Origin of the sequence: Hydrogenophaga pseudoflava, from assembly GCF_031020795.1 — a bacterium.
GTDB lineage: Bacteria > Pseudomonadota > Gammaproteobacteria > Burkholderiales > Burkholderiaceae_C > Hydrogenophaga > Hydrogenophaga pseudoflava_A.
The window spans coordinates 387,917-407,998 of record NZ_JAVHJP010000004.1 but is presented as its reverse complement, the minus strand read 5'-3'; the positions used below and the strand labels follow the sequence as shown (position 1 = coordinate 407,998).

The 20,082-nt window shown below is 68.1% G+C and carries 20 protein-coding genes and 2 pseudogenes; 18 read left to right on the top strand and 4 right to left on the bottom strand.

Translation table 11 applies throughout. The features are described from left to right. Positions 1 to 13: 13 nt before the first annotated feature. Genes RCO38_RS15520 through RCO38_RS15505 form a run of 4 tightly spaced genes read left to right on the top strand, consistent with a single transcriptional unit; the run spans position 14 to position 4,243 of the window. Positions 14 to 640, top strand: coding sequence for an NIPSNAP family protein (locus RCO38_RS15520; protein WP_308329245.1), 627 nt, complete (start codon positions 14 to 16; stop codon positions 638 to 640). Positions 641 to 647: 7 nt separating this feature from the next. After that, on the top strand, positions 648 to 1,460 hold the full coding sequence (locus RCO38_RS15515; protein ID WP_308329244.1) for a sugar phosphate isomerase/epimerase family protein: 813 nt from the start codon (positions 648 to 650) through the stop codon (positions 1,458 to 1,460). Positions 1,461 to 1,485: 25 nt separating this feature from the next. Then, entirely contained in the window at positions 1,486 to 2,649 is a 1,164-nt protein-coding gene (locus RCO38_RS15510; RefSeq protein WP_308329243.1) for an acyl-CoA dehydrogenase family protein, read from the top strand. 13 nt (positions 2,650 to 2,662) lie between these two features. Beyond that, positions 2,663 to 4,243, top strand: a complete 1,581-nt coding sequence (locus tag RCO38_RS15505) for an acyl CoA:acetate/3-ketoacid CoA transferase (protein ID WP_308329242.1) — start codon at positions 2,663 to 2,665, stop codon at positions 4,241 to 4,243. Here RCO38_RS15505 and RCO38_RS15500 read toward each other — a convergent pair. Beyond that, positions 4,212 to 5,162: a LysR family transcriptional regulator gene (locus RCO38_RS15500; RefSeq protein ID WP_308329241.1), complete on the bottom strand. Its 951-nt coding sequence runs from the start codon at positions 5,160 to 5,162 to the stop codon at positions 4,212 to 4,214. The two genes, RCO38_RS15505 and RCO38_RS15500, sit on opposite strands and share 32 nt — an antisense overlap. A 107-nt stretch (positions 5,163 to 5,269) precedes the next feature. Between RCO38_RS15500 and RCO38_RS15495 the strand changes: the two genes are divergently transcribed. The 12 genes from RCO38_RS15495 (at position 5,270) to RCO38_RS15440 (ending at position 15,384) form a co-directional block, all read left to right on the top strand. Further along, positions 5,270 to 6,199 carry a ketopantoate reductase family protein gene (locus RCO38_RS15495; protein WP_308329240.1) on the top strand — a complete coding sequence of 310 codons (930 nt, stop codon included), beginning with the start codon at positions 5,270 to 5,272 and terminating at the stop codon, positions 6,197 to 6,199. A 13-nt stretch (positions 6,200 to 6,212) separates the two neighbouring features. Then, the gene (locus RCO38_RS15490; RefSeq protein ID WP_308329239.1) at positions 6,213 to 6,623 is read left to right on the top strand and encodes a VOC family protein; all 411 of its coding nucleotides are present in this window, start codon (positions 6,213 to 6,215) and stop codon (positions 6,621 to 6,623) included. A gap of 3 nt (positions 6,624 to 6,626) precedes the next feature. Then, on the top strand, positions 6,627 to 7,094 hold the full coding sequence (locus RCO38_RS15485) for a MaoC family dehydratase (protein WP_308329238.1): 468 nt from the start codon (positions 6,627 to 6,629) through the stop codon (positions 7,092 to 7,094). A gap of 18 nt (positions 7,095 to 7,112) precedes the next feature. Continuing rightward, positions 7,113 to 8,339, top strand: a complete 1,227-nt coding sequence (locus tag RCO38_RS15480) for a CaiB/BaiF CoA transferase family protein (protein ID WP_308329237.1) — start codon at positions 7,113 to 7,115, stop codon at positions 8,337 to 8,339. 9 nt (positions 8,340 to 8,348) lie between these two features. Further along, positions 8,349 to 9,170, top strand: a complete 822-nt coding sequence (gene aroE, locus RCO38_RS15475) for a shikimate dehydrogenase (protein WP_308329236.1) — start codon at positions 8,349 to 8,351, stop codon at positions 9,168 to 9,170. Positions 9,171 to 9,249: 79 nt separating this feature from the next. Further along, entirely contained in the window at positions 9,250 to 9,933 is a 684-nt protein-coding gene (locus RCO38_RS15470) for a TetR/AcrR family transcriptional regulator (protein WP_308329235.1), read from the top strand. Positions 9,934 to 10,024: 91 nt separating this feature from the next. Further along, positions 10,025 to 10,558, top strand: a complete 534-nt coding sequence (locus tag RCO38_RS15465; protein WP_308329234.1) for a TRAP transporter small permease — start codon at positions 10,025 to 10,027, stop codon at positions 10,556 to 10,558. Between the two features lie 24 nt (positions 10,559 to 10,582). Beyond that, positions 10,583 to 11,863 carry a TRAP transporter large permease subunit gene (locus RCO38_RS15460; protein WP_308329233.1) on the top strand — a complete coding sequence of 427 codons (1,281 nt, stop codon included), beginning with the start codon at positions 10,583 to 10,585 and terminating at the stop codon, positions 11,861 to 11,863. Between the two features lie 95 nt (positions 11,864 to 11,958). Further along, positions 11,959 to 12,957, top strand: coding sequence for a TRAP transporter substrate-binding protein (locus tag RCO38_RS15455; RefSeq protein WP_308329232.1), 999 nt, complete (start codon positions 11,959 to 11,961; stop codon positions 12,955 to 12,957). A 66-nt stretch (positions 12,958 to 13,023) separates the two neighbouring features. After that, positions 13,024 to 13,500 carry a type II 3-dehydroquinate dehydratase gene (gene aroQ / locus RCO38_RS15450; protein WP_308329231.1) on the top strand — a complete coding sequence of 159 codons (477 nt, stop codon included), beginning with the start codon at positions 13,024 to 13,026 and terminating at the stop codon, positions 13,498 to 13,500. A gap of 164 nt (positions 13,501 to 13,664) precedes the next feature. After that, the gene (locus RCO38_RS15445; protein ID WP_308329230.1) at positions 13,665 to 14,498 is read left to right on the top strand and encodes a shikimate dehydrogenase family protein; all 834 of its coding nucleotides are present in this window, start codon (positions 13,665 to 13,667) and stop codon (positions 14,496 to 14,498) included. Between the two features lie 25 nt (positions 14,499 to 14,523). Next, positions 14,524 to 15,384 (top strand): DMT family transporter, encoded by an 861-nt coding sequence (locus RCO38_RS15440; protein WP_308329229.1) that lies wholly within the window; start codon positions 14,524 to 14,526, stop codon positions 15,382 to 15,384. A gap of 1 nt (position 15,385) precedes the next feature. Here the strand turns inward: RCO38_RS15440 and RCO38_RS15435 are convergent. After that, positions 15,386 to 16,301 (bottom strand): annotated as a pseudogene (locus tag RCO38_RS15435) (AraC family transcriptional regulator). Between the two features lie 104 nt (positions 16,302 to 16,405). Between RCO38_RS15435 and RCO38_RS15430 the strand changes: the two are divergent. Continuing rightward, the gene (locus RCO38_RS15430) at positions 16,406 to 17,191 is read left to right on the top strand and encodes an SDR family oxidoreductase (protein WP_308329228.1); all 786 of its coding nucleotides are present in this window, start codon (positions 16,406 to 16,408) and stop codon (positions 17,189 to 17,191) included. Next, positions 17,191 to 17,838 (top strand): annotated as a pseudogene (locus RCO38_RS15425) (patatin-like phospholipase family protein); the annotation flags it as partial. The gene RCO38_RS15430 and the pseudogene RCO38_RS15425, both read left to right, overlap by 1 nt. Positions 17,839 to 18,083: 245 nt before the next feature. Here the strand turns inward: RCO38_RS15425 and RCO38_RS15420 are convergent. Together RCO38_RS15420 and RCO38_RS15415 are read right to left on the bottom strand one after the other, a co-directional pair. Then, complete coding sequence (locus tag RCO38_RS15420; RefSeq protein WP_308329227.1) at positions 18,084 to 19,643, bottom strand: carotenoid oxygenase family protein; 1,560 nt, start codon at positions 19,641 to 19,643, stop codon at positions 18,084 to 18,086. 11 nt (positions 19,644 to 19,654) lie between these two features. After that, positions 19,655 to 20,062 (bottom strand): DUF2141 domain-containing protein, encoded by a 408-nt coding sequence (locus RCO38_RS15415; protein WP_308329226.1) that lies wholly within the window; start codon positions 20,060 to 20,062, stop codon positions 19,655 to 19,657. Between the last annotated feature and the right edge of the window lie 20 nt (positions 20,063 to 20,082).

The following is a 20,082-nucleotide window of genomic DNA, read 5'->3' as shown; positions in this document are numbered from 1 at the left end:
ACAAGGACGCCCCATGTTCTACGAACTCGCCACCCTCACCCTGCCTTTCGGCACCGCGGCCACCGCGGCGCAGAACGTGCGCGCCTTCTGCACCGCCCCCGAAGCCCGTGGCGAACTGCTGGCCTGCTGGTTCACCGACATCGGCCAGTTGAACCAGATGATCGTGCTGCGCGGCTTCGCCGATCTGGCCAGCCTGCAGGCCGAGCGGGAGCGCACGCAGCACAGCGCCTCGCCGTTCGGCTGCGGCGAGATCTTCCAGGCGCTGGAACAGCACAGCTACCGGGGCTTCCCGTGGATGAAGCCGGTGCGTCCCAGCGCCGAAAGCGGCATCACCGGCCCGGTCTACGAGATCCGCACCTACGGCATCAAGCCGGGCGGCGTACAGCCCACCATAGCCCTGTGGGAACAGTACGTGCCACCGCGCGAGCGGCTCTCACCCTGCGTGGTCGCCATGGTCGCGCTCGACGGCCCGCTGCGCTTCACCAACATCTGGGCCTACACCACGCTGGACGCACGCAGCAAGGCGCGCGCCGACGCGGTGGCCCAGGGCATCTGGCCGCCCAAGGGCGGGCCGGCGCACCTGACGACCGACATGGTCTCGACCATCGCGCTGCCGACTGCGGTGTCCCCATTGAAGTGAGCGTCACATGAGCCGTGTCCACTCTCTCGCCTATCTGACCTCCCACCGCTGCACACCGCCCGAAGCCATCCGCGTGGCGGCCGCCACGGGCTACCAGTACGTCGGCCTGCGCCTGTGGCCCAACGCGCCGGGCGCGCCGCAGCAGTTCCTGATCGGGCAGCCCGCCGTGCTGAAGGAGACGCAGGCCGCCATGGCCGACACGGGTGTGGGCATCTTCGACGTGGAGATCATCCGCATCGGCGAATCCTTCGACCCGCACACCTGGGATCCGCTCTACGACGCCTGCGCCGCGCTGAAGGCCAAGGCCATCCTCGTGGCCGGCGACGACCCGGACGAGGTGCGGCTGACGCAGAACTACGCCCGCCTGTGCGAAGTGATGGCGCCCTATGGCCTCACGGCCGACCTGGAGTTCATGCCCTGGACCGCAGTGAAGGACGCGAGAAGCGCGCTGCGCATCGTGCAGAACGCGGGCACGCCCGCCAACGCCGGCATCCTGGTGGACGCGCTGCATTTCGGTCGTTCCACCACCACCCTCGACGACATCCGCGCCATTCCGCGCGGCCTGCTGCACTACGCGCAGATCTGCGACGCCGTGGCCGGCACGCACTTCAGCACCGAAGAAATGATCCACACCGCGCGCTGCGAGCGCCTGCTGCCCGGCGACGGAAGCATCGACGTGCGCGGCCTGTTCGACGCCCTGCCCGCCGACCTGCCGGTGAGCGTCGAGGTGGTGAACTTCGAACGCGAGAAGACCGCCGACCCCCTGCAATGGGCCGCCACCTGCCTGGCCGCCAGCCTGCCCTTCACCTCCCACCGCTGAACACACGAACCCCACGAGACACGCCATGGACTTCGCCCTCAACGACGAACAGAAAATGATGATCGACACCGTGCGTCGCTTCATCGCCGAAGAACTCAAGCCCCTCGAAGACGAGGTGGAGAACACCGGCGCACTGCCGCAGGACAAGGCGATCGCCATCCACCAGAAGGCCAAGGAGCTGGGCCTGTACGCGCTGAACATGCCGGCCGAACTGGGCGGCGGCGGCCTCTCCAACCTCGACCGCATCCTCTGCGAGGAACAGTTCGGCCACACCACCGACATCCTGATCCGCCGCGCCTTCGGCAACGTGTACGAACCGCTGCTGCATTGCAAGGGCGAGCAGGTGGAGCGCTGGCTCAAACCGGCGGTGGACGGCACCCGCACCTGTGCCATCACCATCACCGAATCGGGCGCCGGTTCCGATGCTGCGGGCATCAAGACCAACGCGAAACGCAACGAGCAAGGCCAGTGGGTGCTCAACGGCAGCAAGCACTTCATCAGCGACGGCCTCTGGTCCGACTTCTTCCTCGTCTCCGCCAAGACGGGCGAGAAAGAAATCAGCATGTTCATGGTGGACAAGGGCCTGCCCGGCTTCACCGTCGGCAAGGACCAGGCCATGATGGGCATCCGCGGCACGCCGCACCTGGAGCTGTTCTTCGACAACGTGGTGCTGGACGACGCGGCCCTGCTGGGCGAACAGGGCCAGGGTTTCAAGCTGGCCATGGGCGCGCTCAACGTCGTGCGCCTGGCCCAGGTGGGCGCGCGCGCCGTGGGCAAGGCCACGCATGTGTGCGAGGTGATGCTGAGCTACGCGAACGACCGCAAGCAGTTCAACACCCGCATCGGCGATTTCCAGATGGTCCAGCAGATGCTGGCCGACAGCGTGATCGAGATCAACGCCGCGCGCTGGATGGTCTACCACGCCGCCTGGATGCTGGACCAAGGGCTGGACGCGCGCGAGCAGATCGCCATGGTCAAGGTGCACGCGGCCGAGACGCTGGGCCGCGTGGTGGACCGCGCAGTGCAAGTCTTCGGCGGCATGGGCTTCTGCAAGGAACTGCCGATCGAACGCTACTACCGCGATGCGCGCATCTACCGCATCTTCGACGGCACCTCGGAGATCCACCGTGGCGTGATCGCCAAGAGCGCACTCAGGAAAGGCGCGCAGCTCTTCGACGTGAACCGCTGAACGGAGACACGCGATGAGCAGCAGCAAGTTCATGAGCGCCGCCGAGGCGGTGCAACTGATCAGGGATGGCGACACAGTCGGCCTGATGGGCGGCGGCGGCGGCCTGATGGAGGCCACGCACGTGTTCGAGGCGGTGCAGGCGCGCTACCTGTCCACACAGACCCCTCGAAACCTGACGGTGATGCACGCCCTGGGCATCGGCGACAAGAAGACCAAGGGCATGAACTGCTTCGCGCACGAGGGCCTGGTGAAGAGGGTCATCGGCGGCCACTGGGTGTGGTCTCCCGCCATGCAGCAGCTGGCGCTCAGCAACAAGATTGAGGCCTACATCCTGCCCGGTGGCGTCAGCAGCCAGCTCATGCGCGAGATCGGCGCCGGCCGCCCCGGCCTCATCTCGCACGTGGGTCTGGGCACGGTCTGCGACCCGCGTTTCGGCGGCGGGCGCATGAACGACGCGGCCAACGAAGACCTGGCCGAGGTGATCCAGATCGACGGCCGCGAATGGCTGCGCTACAAACCCTTCCCCATCCACGTCGCCATCGTGCGCGCCAGCGCCGCCGACGAGGACGGCAACATCAGCTTCGAGCACGAGGCCGCCAACCTAGACGCGCAGTCGCTCGCCCTGGCGGCGCGCAACAGCGGCGGCACGGTGATCGTGCAGGTCAAGGAACGGGTGCCGAAGGGCGCGCTCAAGGCGCGCGAGGTGCGCATCCCATCGGCCTGGGTGGACGCCATCGTGGTGGACCCGGCACAGCAGACCAGTTACGCCATCCCCTTCGACCCGGCCTTCAGCGGCGAACTCACGGGCGAGGCCCGTGCCGCCAGCGAAGCCGAGGACCACGCGCGCGAACTCGCCGCGTCACAGGAAGCCTTCAGCGAACGCCAGGCCGTGGCGCGTCGCGCCTGCGTGGAACTCTTCAACACCGGCAAGGCCCGCCCGGTCATCAACTACGGCGTGGGCGTGCCCGACGCGGTGGCCAAGCTGATCGCGGCGCGCAACGAGCAGCACCGCATCTACCAGACCATCGAACACGGCACCTACGGCGGCACGCTGATGGACGGCGTGCTGTTCGGTTATGCGCGCAACGCCACCGCCATGCTGGACGCTGCGACGCAGTTCGACTTCTATGGCGGCGGCGGGCTGGACGTGGCCTGCCTGGGTTTCGGCGAGTTCGACGAAGAAGGCAGCGTCAACGTCTCGCGCCTGGGCGGCGTCACCGTCGGCCCCGGCGGTTTCATCGACATCGCGCAGAACGCGAAGAAGGTCGTCTTCTGCGGCACCCTGGCGGCCAAGGGCGTGAAGCTGCAGACCGGCGACGGCCGGATGCGCGTGCTGCAGCAGGGCGCGGTGAAGAAGCTGGTGAAGAAGGTGGACCAGATCACCTTCAGCGGCCCGCAGGGTCTGGTGCGCGGACAGCAGGTGCTTTACCTCACCGAGCGCGGCAGCTTCCGCCTCACGCCCGACGGTATCGAGCTGTTCGAGATCGCGCCGGGCATCGAGCTGCAGCGCGACATCCTGGACCAGATGGACTTTGCGCCGCGGGTGGCGGCCGACCTGAAGGTCATGGACGCGGCGCATTTCTGCGTGGGCTGACCCGCGCCCTGCCCGCACTCAGAAACAGCTCCGCACACACTCCGCGCAGCCAGCGGCTGGCCTCGTCGTGGTGGTAGCGCGCATGCCAGTGCTGCTTGACCGTGAAGCCGGGGATGGTCACCGGGCACGGCAGCACCCGCAGACCGCCCACCCGCGCCAGCGTTTCCCCGATGTGTCTGGGCAAGGTCGCCACCAGATCGGTGGTCGACAGAATGGCCGACAGACCGAGGAAACCGGGCAGCCGCAGCACCACGTTCCGGTGCACCGCCTGTGCCTTCACCGCCGCCTCCAGCAGCTGCTGGCCGGTGCCGGACACGATGCCCACGTGCGCCTCCTGGCTGTACTGCCTGAGAGAGAAGCGGTGGGTGCGCAGGCGCGGGTGGTGGGGGTGCGCCAGGCAGACCCAGTCCTGGTCGAACAGGGCCTGCTGGTAGAAGCCGGCTTCCAGCCCGGGAATCAGACCCAGCGCCAGATCGGCGTGGCCCGCCTGCAGGGCGTGCGCCATTTCCGGACCGATGCCCGCCGCCTCCAGCTGCACCCCTGGGGCGAGCGCACGCACATGGGTGAACAGCCTGGGCAGCAAGGTGATGTGGCTGGCGTCGGTCATGTAAATGCGAAAGCTGCGCCGGGCCGTGGCCGGGTCGAACCGGGCTTCGCTTTCCGAAAGACGCCGCAGACCGTCCAGCACCTCGCGCACCGTGCCGATGAGCGCCTCGGTGCGCGGCGTGGGCTGCATGCCCTGCGGCGTGCGCACGAACAGCGGGTCGCCCAGCTGCGTTCGCAGGCGTCCCAGGCCGATGCTGACCGTGGGCTGGCTCAGGCCCAGCTGCTCGGCGGCGCGGGTGACGCTGCCGGTGCTGACCATCGCGTCCAGCAGGCGTAGGAGCTTGGGGTCCTGCAAGACGTTTTCCTGGGACATGGCGGCGCTCCATATTGAGAATTTCAATACTTAGTATTGTCTCCATTCCATGGACGGCATGGGCACGCGTCTCCAGAATCCGCAGTCGTTCCAACAGGAGACAGCTTGTGAAGATTGCGGTGCTGGGCGCAGGAGCCCTGGGTTGTGCCATCGGCGGCGCGTTGGCGCAGGCCGGCAACAGCGTGGTGCTGATCAACCGCAATGCGGCGCACGTCGAGGCCATCAACAACCAGGGGCTGCGGATGCGCACACCGGCCGGTGAGCAGACGGTCCGCACCGCCGCCACCACCAGCGCCACCGGCCTGGGTCCGGTCGATCTGGTGATCGTTCTGGTCAAGTCCTTTCACACCGAGGCCGCCATGTCGGCCGCCACCGCCCTGGTCGGACCGCAGACCACCGTGCTCTCGCTGCAGAACGGCCTGGGCCACGAAGACGTGCTGGCGCAGATCGTGGGCCGCGAACACGTGCTGGCCGGCAAGACCTACGTCGGTGGCGTGCTGCTGGCGCCGGGCCAGATCATCAGCGGCACCGAAGGCAAGGAAACCCTCATCGGGGAACTGGACGGGCGCATCAGCGAGCGTGCGCAACACATCGCGGCCACCTTCAACGCCGCGGGGCTGACCACCACCGTCAGCGACAACATCCTGGGCACCATGTGGGACAAGCTGCTGATCAACGTGTCCACCGGCGCGGTCAGCGGCATCACGCGCCTGACCTACGGCCCGCTGTACGGCATCCCGGAAATCGAAGCCACCGCGGTGGCCGCGGTGCGTGAGGCCATGGATGTGGCACAAGCAGCCGGCGTGCGGCTGAGCTACACCGATCCACGGGACGCTTGGCTCAAGGCCCGTGCCGGGCTGCCCGACGACTTCAAGACCTCGATGCTGCAGAGCCTGGAGAAAGGCTCGGTCACCGAGATCGACTTCATCAACGGCGCCGTGGTGCGCTGGGGCCAGCGCTGCGGCGTGGCCACCCCCGTCAACGCCACCCTGGTCGCCTGCATCAAGGGCGTGGAACGCGCCCTGCAGGCCCACTGAACCACCGAACACCATGAGCACTCCCTTCACACCCCCCACCAAAGCCTACGTCGAGCACGTGGCCGTGCGCGTCAAGGACATCCACTGGCACATCCGCTTCTTCTACGAGGTGCTGGGCATGGACGTGCGCGAGATCGACGGCCCGACCGACGACCCGCGCCAGTACTGGACGCTCGGCGGCCTGCAGCTGATGGCCACGCCCGGTTTTGAAGCGCCCCCGAGCAACGACGCCGGCTGGCTGGCCCACCTGGGCGTGATGGTGGACGACCTGGAGGCTGCCCTGAAGGCCGCCGAACCCTGGGGCGTCAAGGCGCTGCCGCAAGGCCGCAACTGGCTGCAGCTGCCCGACGGTCTGGCGGTCGAACTCATCCAGGCCGCGCCGGGAAGCGTCAGCGCGGCACTGGCCGTCCAACCCCGGGGCTGAACCATGACCACACCCACCACACCCGAAAAGTACTGGGACGACGCCCGCGACGGCGACGAGTGCACCAGCCCGAGCTACACCGTCACCAAGGAACGCATCCTGGCCTACGCCGACCTCACCGGCGACCACACGCCGGTGCACGTGGACGAGGCCTACGCCAACGCCAGCCACTTCGGCTGCATCGTCGCGCACGGGCTGTTCGGCCTGTCCATCGCCGACGGCCTGAAGACGCAGAGCGAATACCGCTTCCTGCCCGGCATGTCGCTGGGCTGGACCTGGGACTTCCTGCTGCCGATCAAGGTCAACGACGTGTTGCACGTGAAGTTCCGCGTCAGCGGCCTGCGCGCCAGCAAGAGCCGTCCGGGCTGGGGCATCGTGGTCCTGCCGTCCGAACTCATCAACCAGAAGGGCGAAGTGGTCCAGCGCGGTGAACACCGCCTGATGATCCCGCGCCGCCCGGGAGCCTTCTGAGCGAAACGCGAACCCACCATGACCCAAGCCCTTCCCCTCAGCGGCATCCGCGTCATCGACTACAGCCACTTCCTGGCCGGCCCCTACGTGGGCCGCTGCCTGGCTGCGCTGGGTGCCGAAGTCATCAAGGTCGAACGCCCTGGCAGCGGCGACGCCGGCCGCCAGCACGCCCACATCATCGACGACCAGCAAAGCGGCTACTTCCTGCAGCTCAACATGGGCAAGCAGGGCGTGAGCGTGAACATGAAGGACCCGCGCGGCAAGGCCTTCATGCAGAAGCTCTGCGACAGCGCCGACGTGTTCATCGAGAACTACCGCCCCGGCGCGCTGGACAAGCTGGGCCTGGGCTACGCCGAACTCTCGGCCCGCAACCCGAAGCTGGTGTACTGCTCGATCTCGGCCTATGGCCACACCGGCCCGGATTCGCACCGCGCCGGCTTCGGCCTGATCGCCGAGGCCAAGAGCGGCATCATGCAGATGGTGGGCACACCCGGGGAAGCACCGCCGCTGCTGCGCATCTCGCTGGGCGACATGTACACCGGCATCCACGCCGTCGCGGCCATCAACGCCGCCCTGCTCGGCCGCGTCACCAGCGGCAAGGGCCAGCACATCGACATGGCGCTGTACGACACCCTGGTCTCCATGCACGAGTACGCGGTGCAGTGCTACACGCTCTCGGGCGGCACCGTGCTGCCGCAGCAGACCGGGCACGACATGCCGACTTCGACCCTGTATGGCGTGTTCCGCGCGCAGGACGGTGACCTGGTGCTGGCCGCACAGGTGGACGACGCCTGGAAGCGTTTCGCCGCCCAGGTCGAGCAGCACGGCGGGCCCGCCGGTTTCGCCGCCGACACCCGCTACCACGACGCTGCCGGGCGCAACGCGGCGCGCGAAGCCATCCTGGCGGTGGTCAGACCTTGGGTCGCGGCGCGCACCGTGGCCGAGGTGCTGGCGCTGCTGGACGCCGTGGACGTGCCCTGCGCCAAGGTGCAGCGCATCGACGAGGTGCTGAACGACCCGCAGATCCGGGCCCGCGGCATGGTGCTGGAGCAGCAGCACCCGCGCTACGGCACGCTGCGCCTGCCCAACCTGCCGTTCCGCTTCTCCGACTGCGACACCGGCGCGCCCATGCAGCGCGTGGCGCCCGACCTGGGCGAACACAACGCCGCCGTCGCGGCCACGCTGGGCTACAGCGCCGCCGACATCGCCACGCTGCAGGCCGACGGCGTGCTGTTCTCGAAGTAAGGAGATCCCATGACCGACCGCTACGCCGTCATCGGCAACCCCATCGGCCACACCAAGTCGCCGCTGATCCACGGCCTGTTCGCCGAGGTGACGCAGCAGGACCTGGTCTACACCGCCATCGAAGGCCGCATCGGCCAGTTCGCGGCCGATGTGGACGCGTTCCGCGCGGCCGGCGGACGGGGCATGAACGTCACCGCGCCGTTCAAGCTCGAGGCCTTTGCCTACGCCACCGAGCGCTCGCCGCGCGCGCAGATGGCCGGCGCGGTGAACGCGCTCAAGTTCGAAGACGGGCGCGTGATCGCCGAGAACTTCGATGGCGTGGGTCTCACGCGCGACGTCGTGCACAACCTGGGCTGTCCGCTGAAAGGAACGCGCGTGCTGGTGCTGGGTGCGGGCGGCGCGGCCCGCGGCGCGCTGCTGCCCTTTCTGGAACAGCAGCCGGCCACGCTGGTGATTGCCAACCGCACACTAGAGAAAGCCGAAGCGCTGGCGAAAGAGGCCGCCGCCCACGGCCCGGTCAGCGCCTGCGGCTATGCCGATCTGGAGGGCCGGCGTTTCGACATCGTGTTCAACGCCACCTCGGCCAGCCTGCGCGGCGAACTGCCGCCCGTGCCCGCCTCGGTGTTCGAGCCCGGAGCCCTGGCTTACGAACTGGCCTATGGCAAGGGCCTCACCCCCTTTCTCCGTCTGGCCCGGCAGACCGGCGTGGACCGTCTCGCCGACGGCGTGGGCATGCTGGTGGAGCAGGCCGCCGAGGCCTTCGCCTGGTGGCGCGGGGTGCGCCCGGAAACCGGGCCGGTGATCGAACGGCTCACGGTTCCCTTGACGTGAGCCATGCGCGCCGCCCCACCTCCTCTTGACGAGCGGCACCGGAAGGCCGACCAGGTCCGGTGCGGCCTATACTGCGGGAATGGACGAACCAGTACATTCCCGGAGACAAGCGGTTCGAGGCACGGCGCACACGGCCAAGGCCCCCAGCCGCACCAACGACCCCGAACGCACCATGGCCAACATCCTCGAGGTGGCCATGAAGGAGTTCGCCGAGAAGGGGCTGGCGGGCGCGCGCATCGACGAGATCGCCAACGAGACGCACACCTCCAAGCGCATGATCTATTACTACTTCCAGAGCAAGGAAGGCCTGTACCTGGCCGCGCTGGAAGAAGCCTACCGGCGGGTGCGCACCACCGAATCCGAGCTCAGGCTGGACGACCTGGACCCCGAGGCCGCGTTGCGCCGCCTGGTCGAGTTCACCTTCGACCACCATGCGGGCAACGAGCCCTACATCCGCATGGTCATGTCGGAAAACATCAACCGCGGCCAGTTCCTGGCCCAGAGCAAGAGCATCCAGGCGCTCAACCTCAAGGCCATCTCGGCCATCGAGAAGCTCTACGCCCGCGGCGTCGAGCAGGGCATCTTCCGCCCCGGCCTGGACCCGGTGGACATCCACGCCTCGATCTCGGCGCTGTCGTTCTTCAACGTCTCCAACCGCCACACCTTCGGGCTGATCTTCAAGCGCGACTACGCCTCGCCCACGATCGCCACGCACCGCCGCGCGTCCATCGTCGACATGGTGGTGCGCTTCGTCAAAAAGTAACCCCCTTGCGGTGGGGGAGCTAGGGAAATCCCTGATATCTGAAAAACTAACCAGTTCGTACATTACGAACTCCAACGATTCGGAGACACCCTTGGTCCAGAAAATCATCAACGGCTATTGCCGGCTGCTGGCCGTGCTCATGGTCCTGTCGCTCGCGGCGATGGTGGTCATGGTGTTCGGCAACGTGGTCATGCGCTACGGCTTCAATTCCGGCATCACCCTCTCCGAAGAGCTTTCGCGCTGGCTGTTCGTGTGGATGACCTTCCTGGGCGCCGTGGTCGCCATCAACGAGCGCGGCCACCTGGGCACCGACTCGCTGATCGCGCGGCTGCCGGTGGCCGGCCAGAAGGTCTGTCTGGGCCTGTCGCTGCTGCTGATGCTGTTCATCTGCTGGCTGGTCTTCAAGGGTGCGCTGGAGCAGACCAGGATCAACTGGGACTCCACCAGCGCCGTCATGGAAACCTCCATGGGCTACTTCTACGCCAGCGGCGTGGTGTTCGCCGTGCTCGCCGCCCCGGTCCTGCTGCTGAACCTGGTGCGCCTGTTCACCGGCCAGATGCACGACAGCGAGCTGATCGGCATCCGCGAGTCCGACGACATGCCGCACGGCGACCCGCACCCCTGACCCGAGCCCCACGGAGACATTCACATGACGATTGCCATCTTCCTGGGCTCGCTCATCGCCGCCATGATGATCGGCGTGCCCATCTCGTTCTCGCTGCTGCTGTGCGGCGCTGCCCTGATGTGGCACCTGAACATGTTCGACGCGCAGATCCTGGCGCAGAACCTGATCGAAGGTTCCAACAGCTTCCCGCTGCTCGCCGTGCCCTTCTTCATGCTGGCCGGCGAGATCATGAACGCCGGCGGCCTGTCCAAGCGCATCGTGGCCTTCGCCATGTCGCTGGTCGGCCATGTGCGCGGCGGCCTGGGCTATGTGGCCATCATGGCCGCGGTGATCATGGCCTCGCTCTCCGGCTCGGCCGTGGCCGACGCCGCGGCGCTGGCCGCCCTGCTGCTGCCCATGATGCACACCGCCGGCCACGACAAGGCGCGCTCGGCCGGACTGCTCTCGGCCGCGTCCATCATCGCGCCCATCATCCCGCCCTCCATCGGTTTCGTGATCTTCGGCGTGGCAGCGAACGTGTCCATCTCCAAGCTGTTCATGGCCGGCATCGTGCCGGGGGTGCTGCTGGGTGTGGCGCTGTGCTTCACCTGGTGGTGGGTGGCGCGCAAGGAGAACGTCCAGCCGCCAGCCCGCAAGACCCGCGCCGAAGTCTTCCATGCACTGCGCGACGCACTCTGGGCGCTGGGCCTGCCGGTCATCGTGGTGGTGGGCCTGAAGTTCGGCGTGTTCACACCCACCGAGGCCGCCGTGGTCGCCGCCGTCTATGCGCTGTTCATCTCGCTGGTGGTCTACCGCGAACTCAAGGTCGGCCAGCTCTACGGCCTGTTCCTGGCCGCCGCCAAGACCACCGCCGTCATCATGTTCCTGGTGGCCGCCGCCATGGTCTCGGCCTGGCTGATCACCGTGGCCCAGCTGCCGGCCCAGCTGGTGACCCTGCTGCAGCCGCTGCTGGACAGCCCCACCCTGCTGATGTTCGCGATCATGGTCCTGGTGATCATCGTGGGCACGGCCATGGACATGACGCCCACCATCCTCATCCTCACGCCGGTGCTGATGCCCATCGTCAAAGCCGCCGGCATCGACCCGGTCTACTTCGGCGTGCTGTTCGTGATGAACAACGCCATCGGCCTGATCACCCCGCCCGTGGGCACGGTGCTCAACACGGTGGCCGGCGTCGGCAAGATCAGCATGGACGACGTGACCCGCGGCGTCTGGCCCTTCATGATCGCCCAGTTCGCGCTGATGTTCCTGATGGTGCTGTTCCCCCAGATCGTGCTGGTGCCGCTGGGCTGGTTCTACGGCTGACCGTTTCTGTTTTCCACACCCTTGCCCGGAACGGGCACGCCAAGGCAAGGGGATTTTTTCATCTGCGTCCCATCCCTGATCGCTGGAGACAAACCATGAAACGTCTGTTCATCAAGACCCTCGTCGCCACCGCTGCCCTGGCCACCGTCGGCATCGCCGCCGCCCAGGACAAGGTCATCAAGTTCGCCAACCAGAACGCCGCGGGCCACCCCATCGTCCAGGGCATGGAGAAGTTCGCCGAGATCGTCGCGGCCAAGTCGGGCGGCAAGATCAAGGTCAACGTGTTCCCCGGCGGCCAGCTGGGCAGCGACCAGGCCAACGTCTCGGCCCTCCAGGGCGGCACGCTGGAGATGGCCTCGATGAACTCGGGCATCTTCGCCAGCCAGGTCAAGGAATTCGCGGCGTACGACCTGCCCTTCATGTTCGCCAACGGCAAGGAAGCCGACGCCGTGGTGGACGGCCCCTTCGGCCAGAAGATGCACGCCAAGCTGGAAGAGAAGGGTCTGGTCGGCCTGGGCTACTACGAGCTGGGCTTCCGCAACATCACCAACAGCAAGCGCCCCATCACCAAGGTGGAGGACATTGCCGGCCTGAAGCTGCGCGTGATCCCCAACCCGATCAACGTGGACTGGGTCAAGGCGCTGGACGCCAACCCCACGCCCCTGCCGTGGCCCGAGGTGTACGCCGCGCTGGAGCAGAAGGCCGTGGACGGCCAGGAGAACCCGGTTGCCACCATCTACGGTGCCAAGCTATATGAGGTGCAGAAGCACATGACCCTGACCAACCACCAGTACAACCCGCAGTCGGTGGTGATCAGCAAGAAGTTCTGGGACACCCTGTCGGCCGACGAGAAGAAGATCATCGGCGACGCCGTGGCCGAGTCCGCCAGGTTCCAGCGCCAGCAGGCGCGCGCCTCGGTGGCCAGCACACTGGAGAACCTGAAGAAAGCCGGCATGACCGTCTCCGAACTGGCCCCCGGCGAGCAGGTCAAGCTGGTCGAGAAGATGAAGCCGGTGATCACCAAGCACGCCGGTGCCGTCGGCGAGGCCACGGTGTCGGATCTGCTCGCCGAGCTCGCAAAAGCCAGGAAGTGATGCATGAACCGGGCGCTCCAGCGCCCGGTTTATGCTCACCGGACACGACCACCCGCACTCTCCGCCATGAAAAAGATCCTCATCCTCAACGGTCCCAACCTCAACCTGCTGGGCACGCGCGAGCCCGCTCAGTACGGCTACACCACGCTGGCCGATGTGGAGGCCTTCTGCAAGGCCCATGGCGAGAAGACCGGCTACGAGGTGGAGTGCTTCCAGAGCAACTGGGAAGGTGCTCTGCTGGACAAGATCCACGAGTACGGCCGGCTGTACAAGGCCGGCGAGGTGCTGGGCGTGGTCATCAACCCCGGCGCCCTCACCCACACCTCCATCGCCCTGCACGACGCCATCAAGGGCGTGGAGCCGATGCCGGTCATCGAGTGCCACATCTCCAACGTGCATGCGCGCGAGGCCTTCCGCCACCACTCATGGGTCTCGCCCGCGGCCGCCGGCATCGTGGTCGGCTTTGGCGTGGACGGCTACCTGGTGGCCATGGACGGCCTGGTGCGCAAGTTCGTGAACTCGGCGGCCACAAAGAAGCCCTGAAGAGACTCTGAACAGGCCCTGACGCACCGATCCGCGGCGTCTTCGACGCATGCGGGTTTTCCCGCAAACTGCGCGATTAACGAACACGGGCGATCGCTGAGCAGACAGACCAAACCCGCCATACCGCCCGTTCTGCGCCCCGCGCTCCTACAGTCCCGCCCACCATGATCAACGGCAACACCGAACTCATCGCCCACATCGGCTACCCGACGCACACGTTCAAGTCGCCGATGATCTACAACCCCTTCTTCGAGAAGCACGGGATCAACGCGGTGGTGGTGCCCTTCGGCTGCAAGCCCGAGGACTACCCGGCCTTTCTCAGGAGCGTGTTCACGCTCACCAACATCCGCGGCGCACTCATCACCATGCCGCACAAGGTGGTCACTGTCGCCCTGCTCGACGAGGTGACGCCCACGGTGCGCGTGGCCGGTGCCTGCAACGCGGTCAAGCGCCTGCCCGACGGCCGTCTCGTGGGCGACCAGTTCGACGGTGCCGGATTCGTGCGCGGCGTGCTGCGCAAGGGACTGAAGCTGGCCGGTGCACGCGTGCTGGTGGTGGGCAGCGGCGGCGTGGGCTGCGCCATCGCCGCCTCGCTGGCCGGCGCGGGCATCGCCCACATCAGCCTCTACGACGTGAACACCGCCTCGGCCGATGCCCTGGGCCAGCGCATCCGCGACAACTACCCCGCCATCGACGTGAAGACCGGAAGCAACGACCCGGCCGGTTTCGACCTCGTCGTCAACGCCACGCCCATGGGCATGAACGAAGGCGATCCGCTGCCACTGGACGTCTCGCGCCTGGACGCCAGGACCTTCGTCGGCGAGGTGGTGATGCGCACCGAGATGACCGCTTTCCTCACCGCTGCCGCGGCCAGAGGCTGTCAGGTGCAAGTGGGTTCCGACATGCTGTTCGAGATGATTCCCGCCTATCTGGAATACTTCGGCTTCCCCACCACCAGCGCCGAAGAGCTTCGCGCGGTGGCCCGCCTGAGCTACTGACCGCGAGCCCCTCGCGGCCCCCGCGTTGTCCGACCCCCACTACCCCCACCCCGGCCGGGGCATCGCCCTGGCCATCCTTGCCACCGCCTGCTTCGCCCTGCTCGACACCACCAGCCAGTACGTGGGCGGCGTGGTGCCTGTGATGATGGCCGTGTGGCTGCGTTTCGTGGTGCAGGCCGGCATGACCGCCGCCATGCTCTGGCCCAGCCAGGGCCGCTCGCTGTTCGTCACCCGCGCCCCTTGGTGGCAGCTGCTGCGCGGCGCGCTCATGGTCACCTCGGGCACCGTCGCCTACATCAGCCTGCAGCATGTGCCGGTGGGCGAGTTCACCGCCATCCTCATGCTGGTGCCGCTGGTCATCACCCTGCTGGCCGCGGTGCTGCTGCGCGAACACGTGAGCGCGCTCACCTGGCTACTGGTGGCCGGCGGCCTCACCGGCGCACTCATCGTGGTGCGCCCCAAGGGCAGCGACCTGAACATCGGCATGTTCCTGCCGCTGCTGCTGGTGGTCATCAACGCGCTCTACCAGATCGTCACCAGCAAGATGGTCAAGACCGAAGACCCCGGCACCATGCACTTCTACACCGGCCTGACCGGCCTGGTGTTCGGCACCGTGGCCCTGCCCTGGAGCTGGGCGCCGATGCAGGACCCGATGCTGTGGCTGCTGGTCGGGCTGATCGGGGTGTTCGGCTCGCTCGGCCACTACTTCATGATCAAGGGCTACCAGAAGGCGCCCGCCTCGCGCATCACGCCCTACATGTACACCCAGATCGCGTTCGCCACGCTGGCCGGCTGGGTGGTGTTCGGCTACGCCCCCGACGTGTGGACCGTGCTGGGCATCGCGCTGATCGCGGTGTGCGGGGTGCTCGGCGTGCGGGCGCGCTGATTCAGTCCGCCGCCGCCAGCCCACGCACGTACTGGCCGGGCGGCTGCCCGACATGGCGGCTGAACGCAGTGCTGAACGTGCTGGCGGAGCTGTAACCCACGCGCTCGGCCACGTCCGCAATCGCCACACCACGGCGCCCGAGCAGGTCCTTGGCCAGGGCCATGCGCCATGCGCCATGCCAGCAGGTATTCCATCGGCGGCATTCCGACGGCGCGCGAGAACCGCTCGAAGAACGTGGAGCGCGACAGTGCGGCCTCCCTGGCCAGTGCATCCACGGTCCAGGTGCGCGCCGGGGTCTCGTGCATCAGGCGCAGCCCCATCGCCACGCGCGCATCGGCCAGTCCGCGCAGCAGGCCGGGTGGTGCGCCGTCCCCCGTGGTCGAGCGCAGCGCCTCGATCAGCAGCAGCTCCACCAGCCGGCTCAGCACCAGTTCGCGGCCGGGCCGGGTGTCGAGCGACTCGTCCCTGACCAGTTGCACCAGCACCGGCAGGCGCTCGACGCCACGCACATGCAGCAGCACCGGCAGCAGCGAGACCAGCAGTGCGGCGTCGGGCGATTCGAACTCGAAGTAGCCACCGAGCATGCGCACTTCCGGCGGCCCTGACGGCCGTCCGTGGCGCAACTCGCCCGTGCCGCCCTGCGCAGCGTGCGGGTCGAGGAACACCGGCACAGCCGGTTCCCGGCCCGACAGGGTGAACCCCGGCGTGGCCGGCATCAGCACGAAATCGCCCGCGGCGAGCTCGACGGGCGCCTGCTGGTCCACCGCCAGCACGCACTCGCCTTCCAGCATCGTGCAGAAGCTGGGCTGGCCGAAGGCCGAGTAGCGGACCGCCCAGGCGCCGGCGCCGCTGATCACCTTGGAGAAGACGGCGCGCGGGCGCATCAGGGCAATGACTTCGGCAAGAGGATCGGCCATCTTCGGACTTATACAAATTAAAAATGGACTTTTGATTGTATTAAATCCGGACTCCGCCCGATATCGTTGCGCCATCCCTCAACCAACCCGACAGGAGTCCCGACATGAAAACCGTACTCATCACCGGCTGTTCTTCCGGCTACGGCCTTGAAACCGCCCGCCATTTCCACGCCCAGGGCTGGCAGGTGGTGGCCACCATGCGCCGCCCCCGCGCCGACCTGCTGCCCGCCTCGCCCCGCCTGCGGGTGCTGCCGCTGGACGTGACGCAGCCCGAGAGCATCGCCCGCACGCTGGACGCCGCCGGCCCCATCGACGTGCTGGTGAACAACGCCGGCCTGGGCCTCTTCGGCGCCTTCGAGGCCACGCCCATGGCCACCGTGCACGACATCTTCGAGACCAACACCTTCGGCACCATGGCCATGACACAGGCCGTGCTGCCGCAGTTCCGCGCCCGCCGATCCGGCCTGGTGGTGAACGTAACCTCCAGCGCCACGCTCGCGCCCATGCCGCTGGTGGCGGCCTACACCGCCAGCAAGACCGCGATCGAGGGGTTCACCGCCTCGCTCGCCTTCGAACTGGCCGCGTTCGGCGTGCGCGTGAAACTCGTCGAGCCCGGCTACGCGCCCACCACCCGGTTCACGGCCAACGGCGCCGAACGCATGCAAGGCCTCGTGCCCGAGGCCTACGCGCCCTACGCCCAGTCGGTTTTCGCCGCGCTGGGACAGCCCGCGGCGGTGACCAGCGAACGCGACGTGGCCGAAGCGGTCTGGCGGGCCGCGAACGACAGCGCCCCGACGCTGCGCTACCCGGCCGGTGCCGACGCCGTGGCGCTGGCGGCGCGCAGCCCCCTGTTCGCTGGCGAGGAGCGCGAGCCCGCCTGCGCCGTGTGATGCCAGGGCACGCCGCCATGAAGACGCCACTGAAAGCCCTTGGCCTGGGAGCGGCGGTGCTTGCCGCCCTGCTGCAGTCGGGATGCGCATCCGGCGGACCGCCTGCGACAGCCGACCTGCAGCCGCAAGCACTGTCCGGCATCCAGCGCCAGACACCCGCCCGCGCGCACGGCCCGACGGTGGCGGTTGCACTGGGCGGTGGCGGGTTGCGCGGGTTCGCCCACATCGGCGCCCTGCAAGCGCTCGAAGAGGCCGGCCTGCGCCCCGACATCGTGGTCGGCACGTCGGCAGGCTCGGTCGTGGGGGCGGCCTACGCCAGCGGCCTGAGCGTGGAGCAGATCCGGCAGGCGGCGCTCGCCGTGAAGGTGTCGTCGCTGCTCGACTTCACCTGGCAACCCGGCGGACTGATCCGCGGCGACAGGCTGGCGCACTGGGTCGACACCGTCGTCGGCGGCACCCGCATCGAGGACTTCCCGCTCCGGTTTGCCGCCGTCGCCACCGACCTCCAGAGCGCACAAGCCGTGCTGCTGGCCCGGGGCTCGGCCGGGCGGGTCATTCAGGCTTCTTCGGCCGTGCCAGGCGCACAGGTGCCGGTGGCGTACCCGGGTGGGCACCTGATCGACGGAGGCGTCACCAGCCTGGTGCCGGTGCGGATGGCCCGCGCCATGGGCGCCGACATCGTGATCGCCGTGGACATCTATTGCCAGAGCCCGCGGACGACCGCCGTGAACGCGCCATCCATTCTCGGCAAGGTCCTGCAGACCCAGAGCTGCCTGATCGCCACGCAGGAGAAGGCCGAGGCCGATGTGCTGGTCGAGCCCGCGGTGGAAGCACCGGGCATGTCCGACCGCGCCTCACAGGAGCGGGCGATTGAGTCGGGGTACAGCGCCACTCAGGCGGCCCTGGCGCGTTGGCAATCGGTCCGATCACAAACCACCCCATCGGCCAGCCGCGGCTCCGACACGAACGCACCGTGCAGACCCAGCGGCAGCGCATACGGGAGCGTGGCCTGCGCCACCGGGCCATCTCTCAAGGCGTCGGCTGCGAAGCAGGACAGCACGGTCTTCTTCTGCGCCAGGTCGTGCACGGTGCCGATCAGCCAGCCCGGGCCTGAACCGTCGGGCACGAACAGGTGTTCTTCCACGATGGTCTGAGGGCCGTGGCTGTAGCGCTGCGAAGCGCCGGTCGTCACGTCGGTGGCCGCGATGGCGTTCCACAGCGGCAGCCCGCCGGGCGTGCCCGTCGCGTGGAACACCTGGCGGTGCTGCCGGCCCACGCGCCGCGGGTCGATCACCGGAAACTCCGCCTCAATGCCCAGGTCGGTCTGCGTGGCCTCGCCGCTGCGAAGCCGCAGTTCCACCACCGTCAGCCGCGGCCCCGGCGTGCCGCCCGCGCGGCCGCGCATCAGCTCGCGCGTGTCCACCAGCAGGCCACGCGCGTCGTCCGAACGCGCGAAGTCCAGGTGGATCACGGTGCCGCTCGCCGTCTCTTCTTCCCAGGCATTGCCCAGGTGGAACAGGAAGCCCGGGGGCAGGCGAAACTCCTGCCGCCGCGCCCAGTCGGCCTTGTCAATCACCAGTGCGCGCAGGCCGCGCCCGGGCCGCCACACGTGCGCGTCCAGCACGCTCGCACCCGCGGCCCGGCGCTGTGCGTCGTACACCAGCGGTGGCAGCAGGAACACCAGGTGTTTCTCCGTGACCACGAAGTCGTGCACCAGTGGCGTCTCGCCCAGCGCCAGGGCGTCGGCCCGCCGCAGCGCGCCGTCTGGCGCGATCTCGTAGAGCAGCAGCAGGCTGCGCTGCGCATAGACGCCGAAGTTCCAGACCGTGCCGTCGGGCTCGGTGCGCGGGTGGGCCGAGAACGGCGCGCCCGCGAGATCGGCGCGCCAGGTCTTGGGTCCGCGCGTCTGCAGCGTGCGCAGGTCGAGCCGGGTCGCGGAACCGCCCTCCCACAGCGCCAGCAGCTCGCCGCCCAGCGGCAGCACGCCGATGTTGGCCACGTTCATGTCGTCGGGCGCGCTCACTTCGTCGCGCCCACTGAACACGGTGCCGAAGCCTTCGGTGAGCCGCCGCCCGGCCTTCATCTCGGCCACCCACTTGGCGGTCGCCACGTAGCGCCCCTGGTGGTGCACCTCGGTGCCTTCGATCACGAAGCGCTGCACCATGCCGTCGCCGTCGAACCAGTGGTGGTAGCGCTCGCCGCCGAGATCGTGGCCCGCCGGCCCGTTGCGGTAGAGCGTGCCGGTCACTGCGTCGGGAAAGCGCCCGCGCACCCTGGCCTTGGTCAGCGGGTAGTCGCCGGCCGGTGTGGCAAAGGCCGGGGCCCAGGGTTCGCGCGACGCGGCGAACTGTGCCTGCCAGTTCTCCGGTTCCGCGGCGCGCGACACCATCGGCGCCAGCCAGGGAACAGCCCCGAGGGTCAGCGCCCGGGTCAGGAGCTCACGGCGTTGCATGTGGGGCCTCGTCACTTCAGCTCGACGCTGATGCTGCGGTCAGCGTCCACCTCCACCGCCGCCGCCTCGAAGCCCGGCGGCCCCATGCGGCCCCGCGCGTTGTTCGAGAAGCCGTAGCGTTCGACGGGCAGACCGAACAGGTTGGTGTCCAGTTTCGCGTTGCCGTTTTCATCGGCGAAGGACTTCACCGCGTAGCGCCCCGGCGGCACACCACTGAACACCCACTGCGCCGCACCGTCGACCATCTCCACCTTCTGCGACCACACGGCCTGGCCGCTGGCAAACGCCTCGGCACCGTCGAACACGGCGAGGTAGAGCGTGGCAGGGGCGCTGGGGCCGTTGCTCACCGTCACGCGCAGTTCGGCCGCAACCGCCACCATCGGCATCGCCAGCGCGGCGCATGCAAGGGCTGCTTTCATCAAGGTCCTTTCACCGCGCA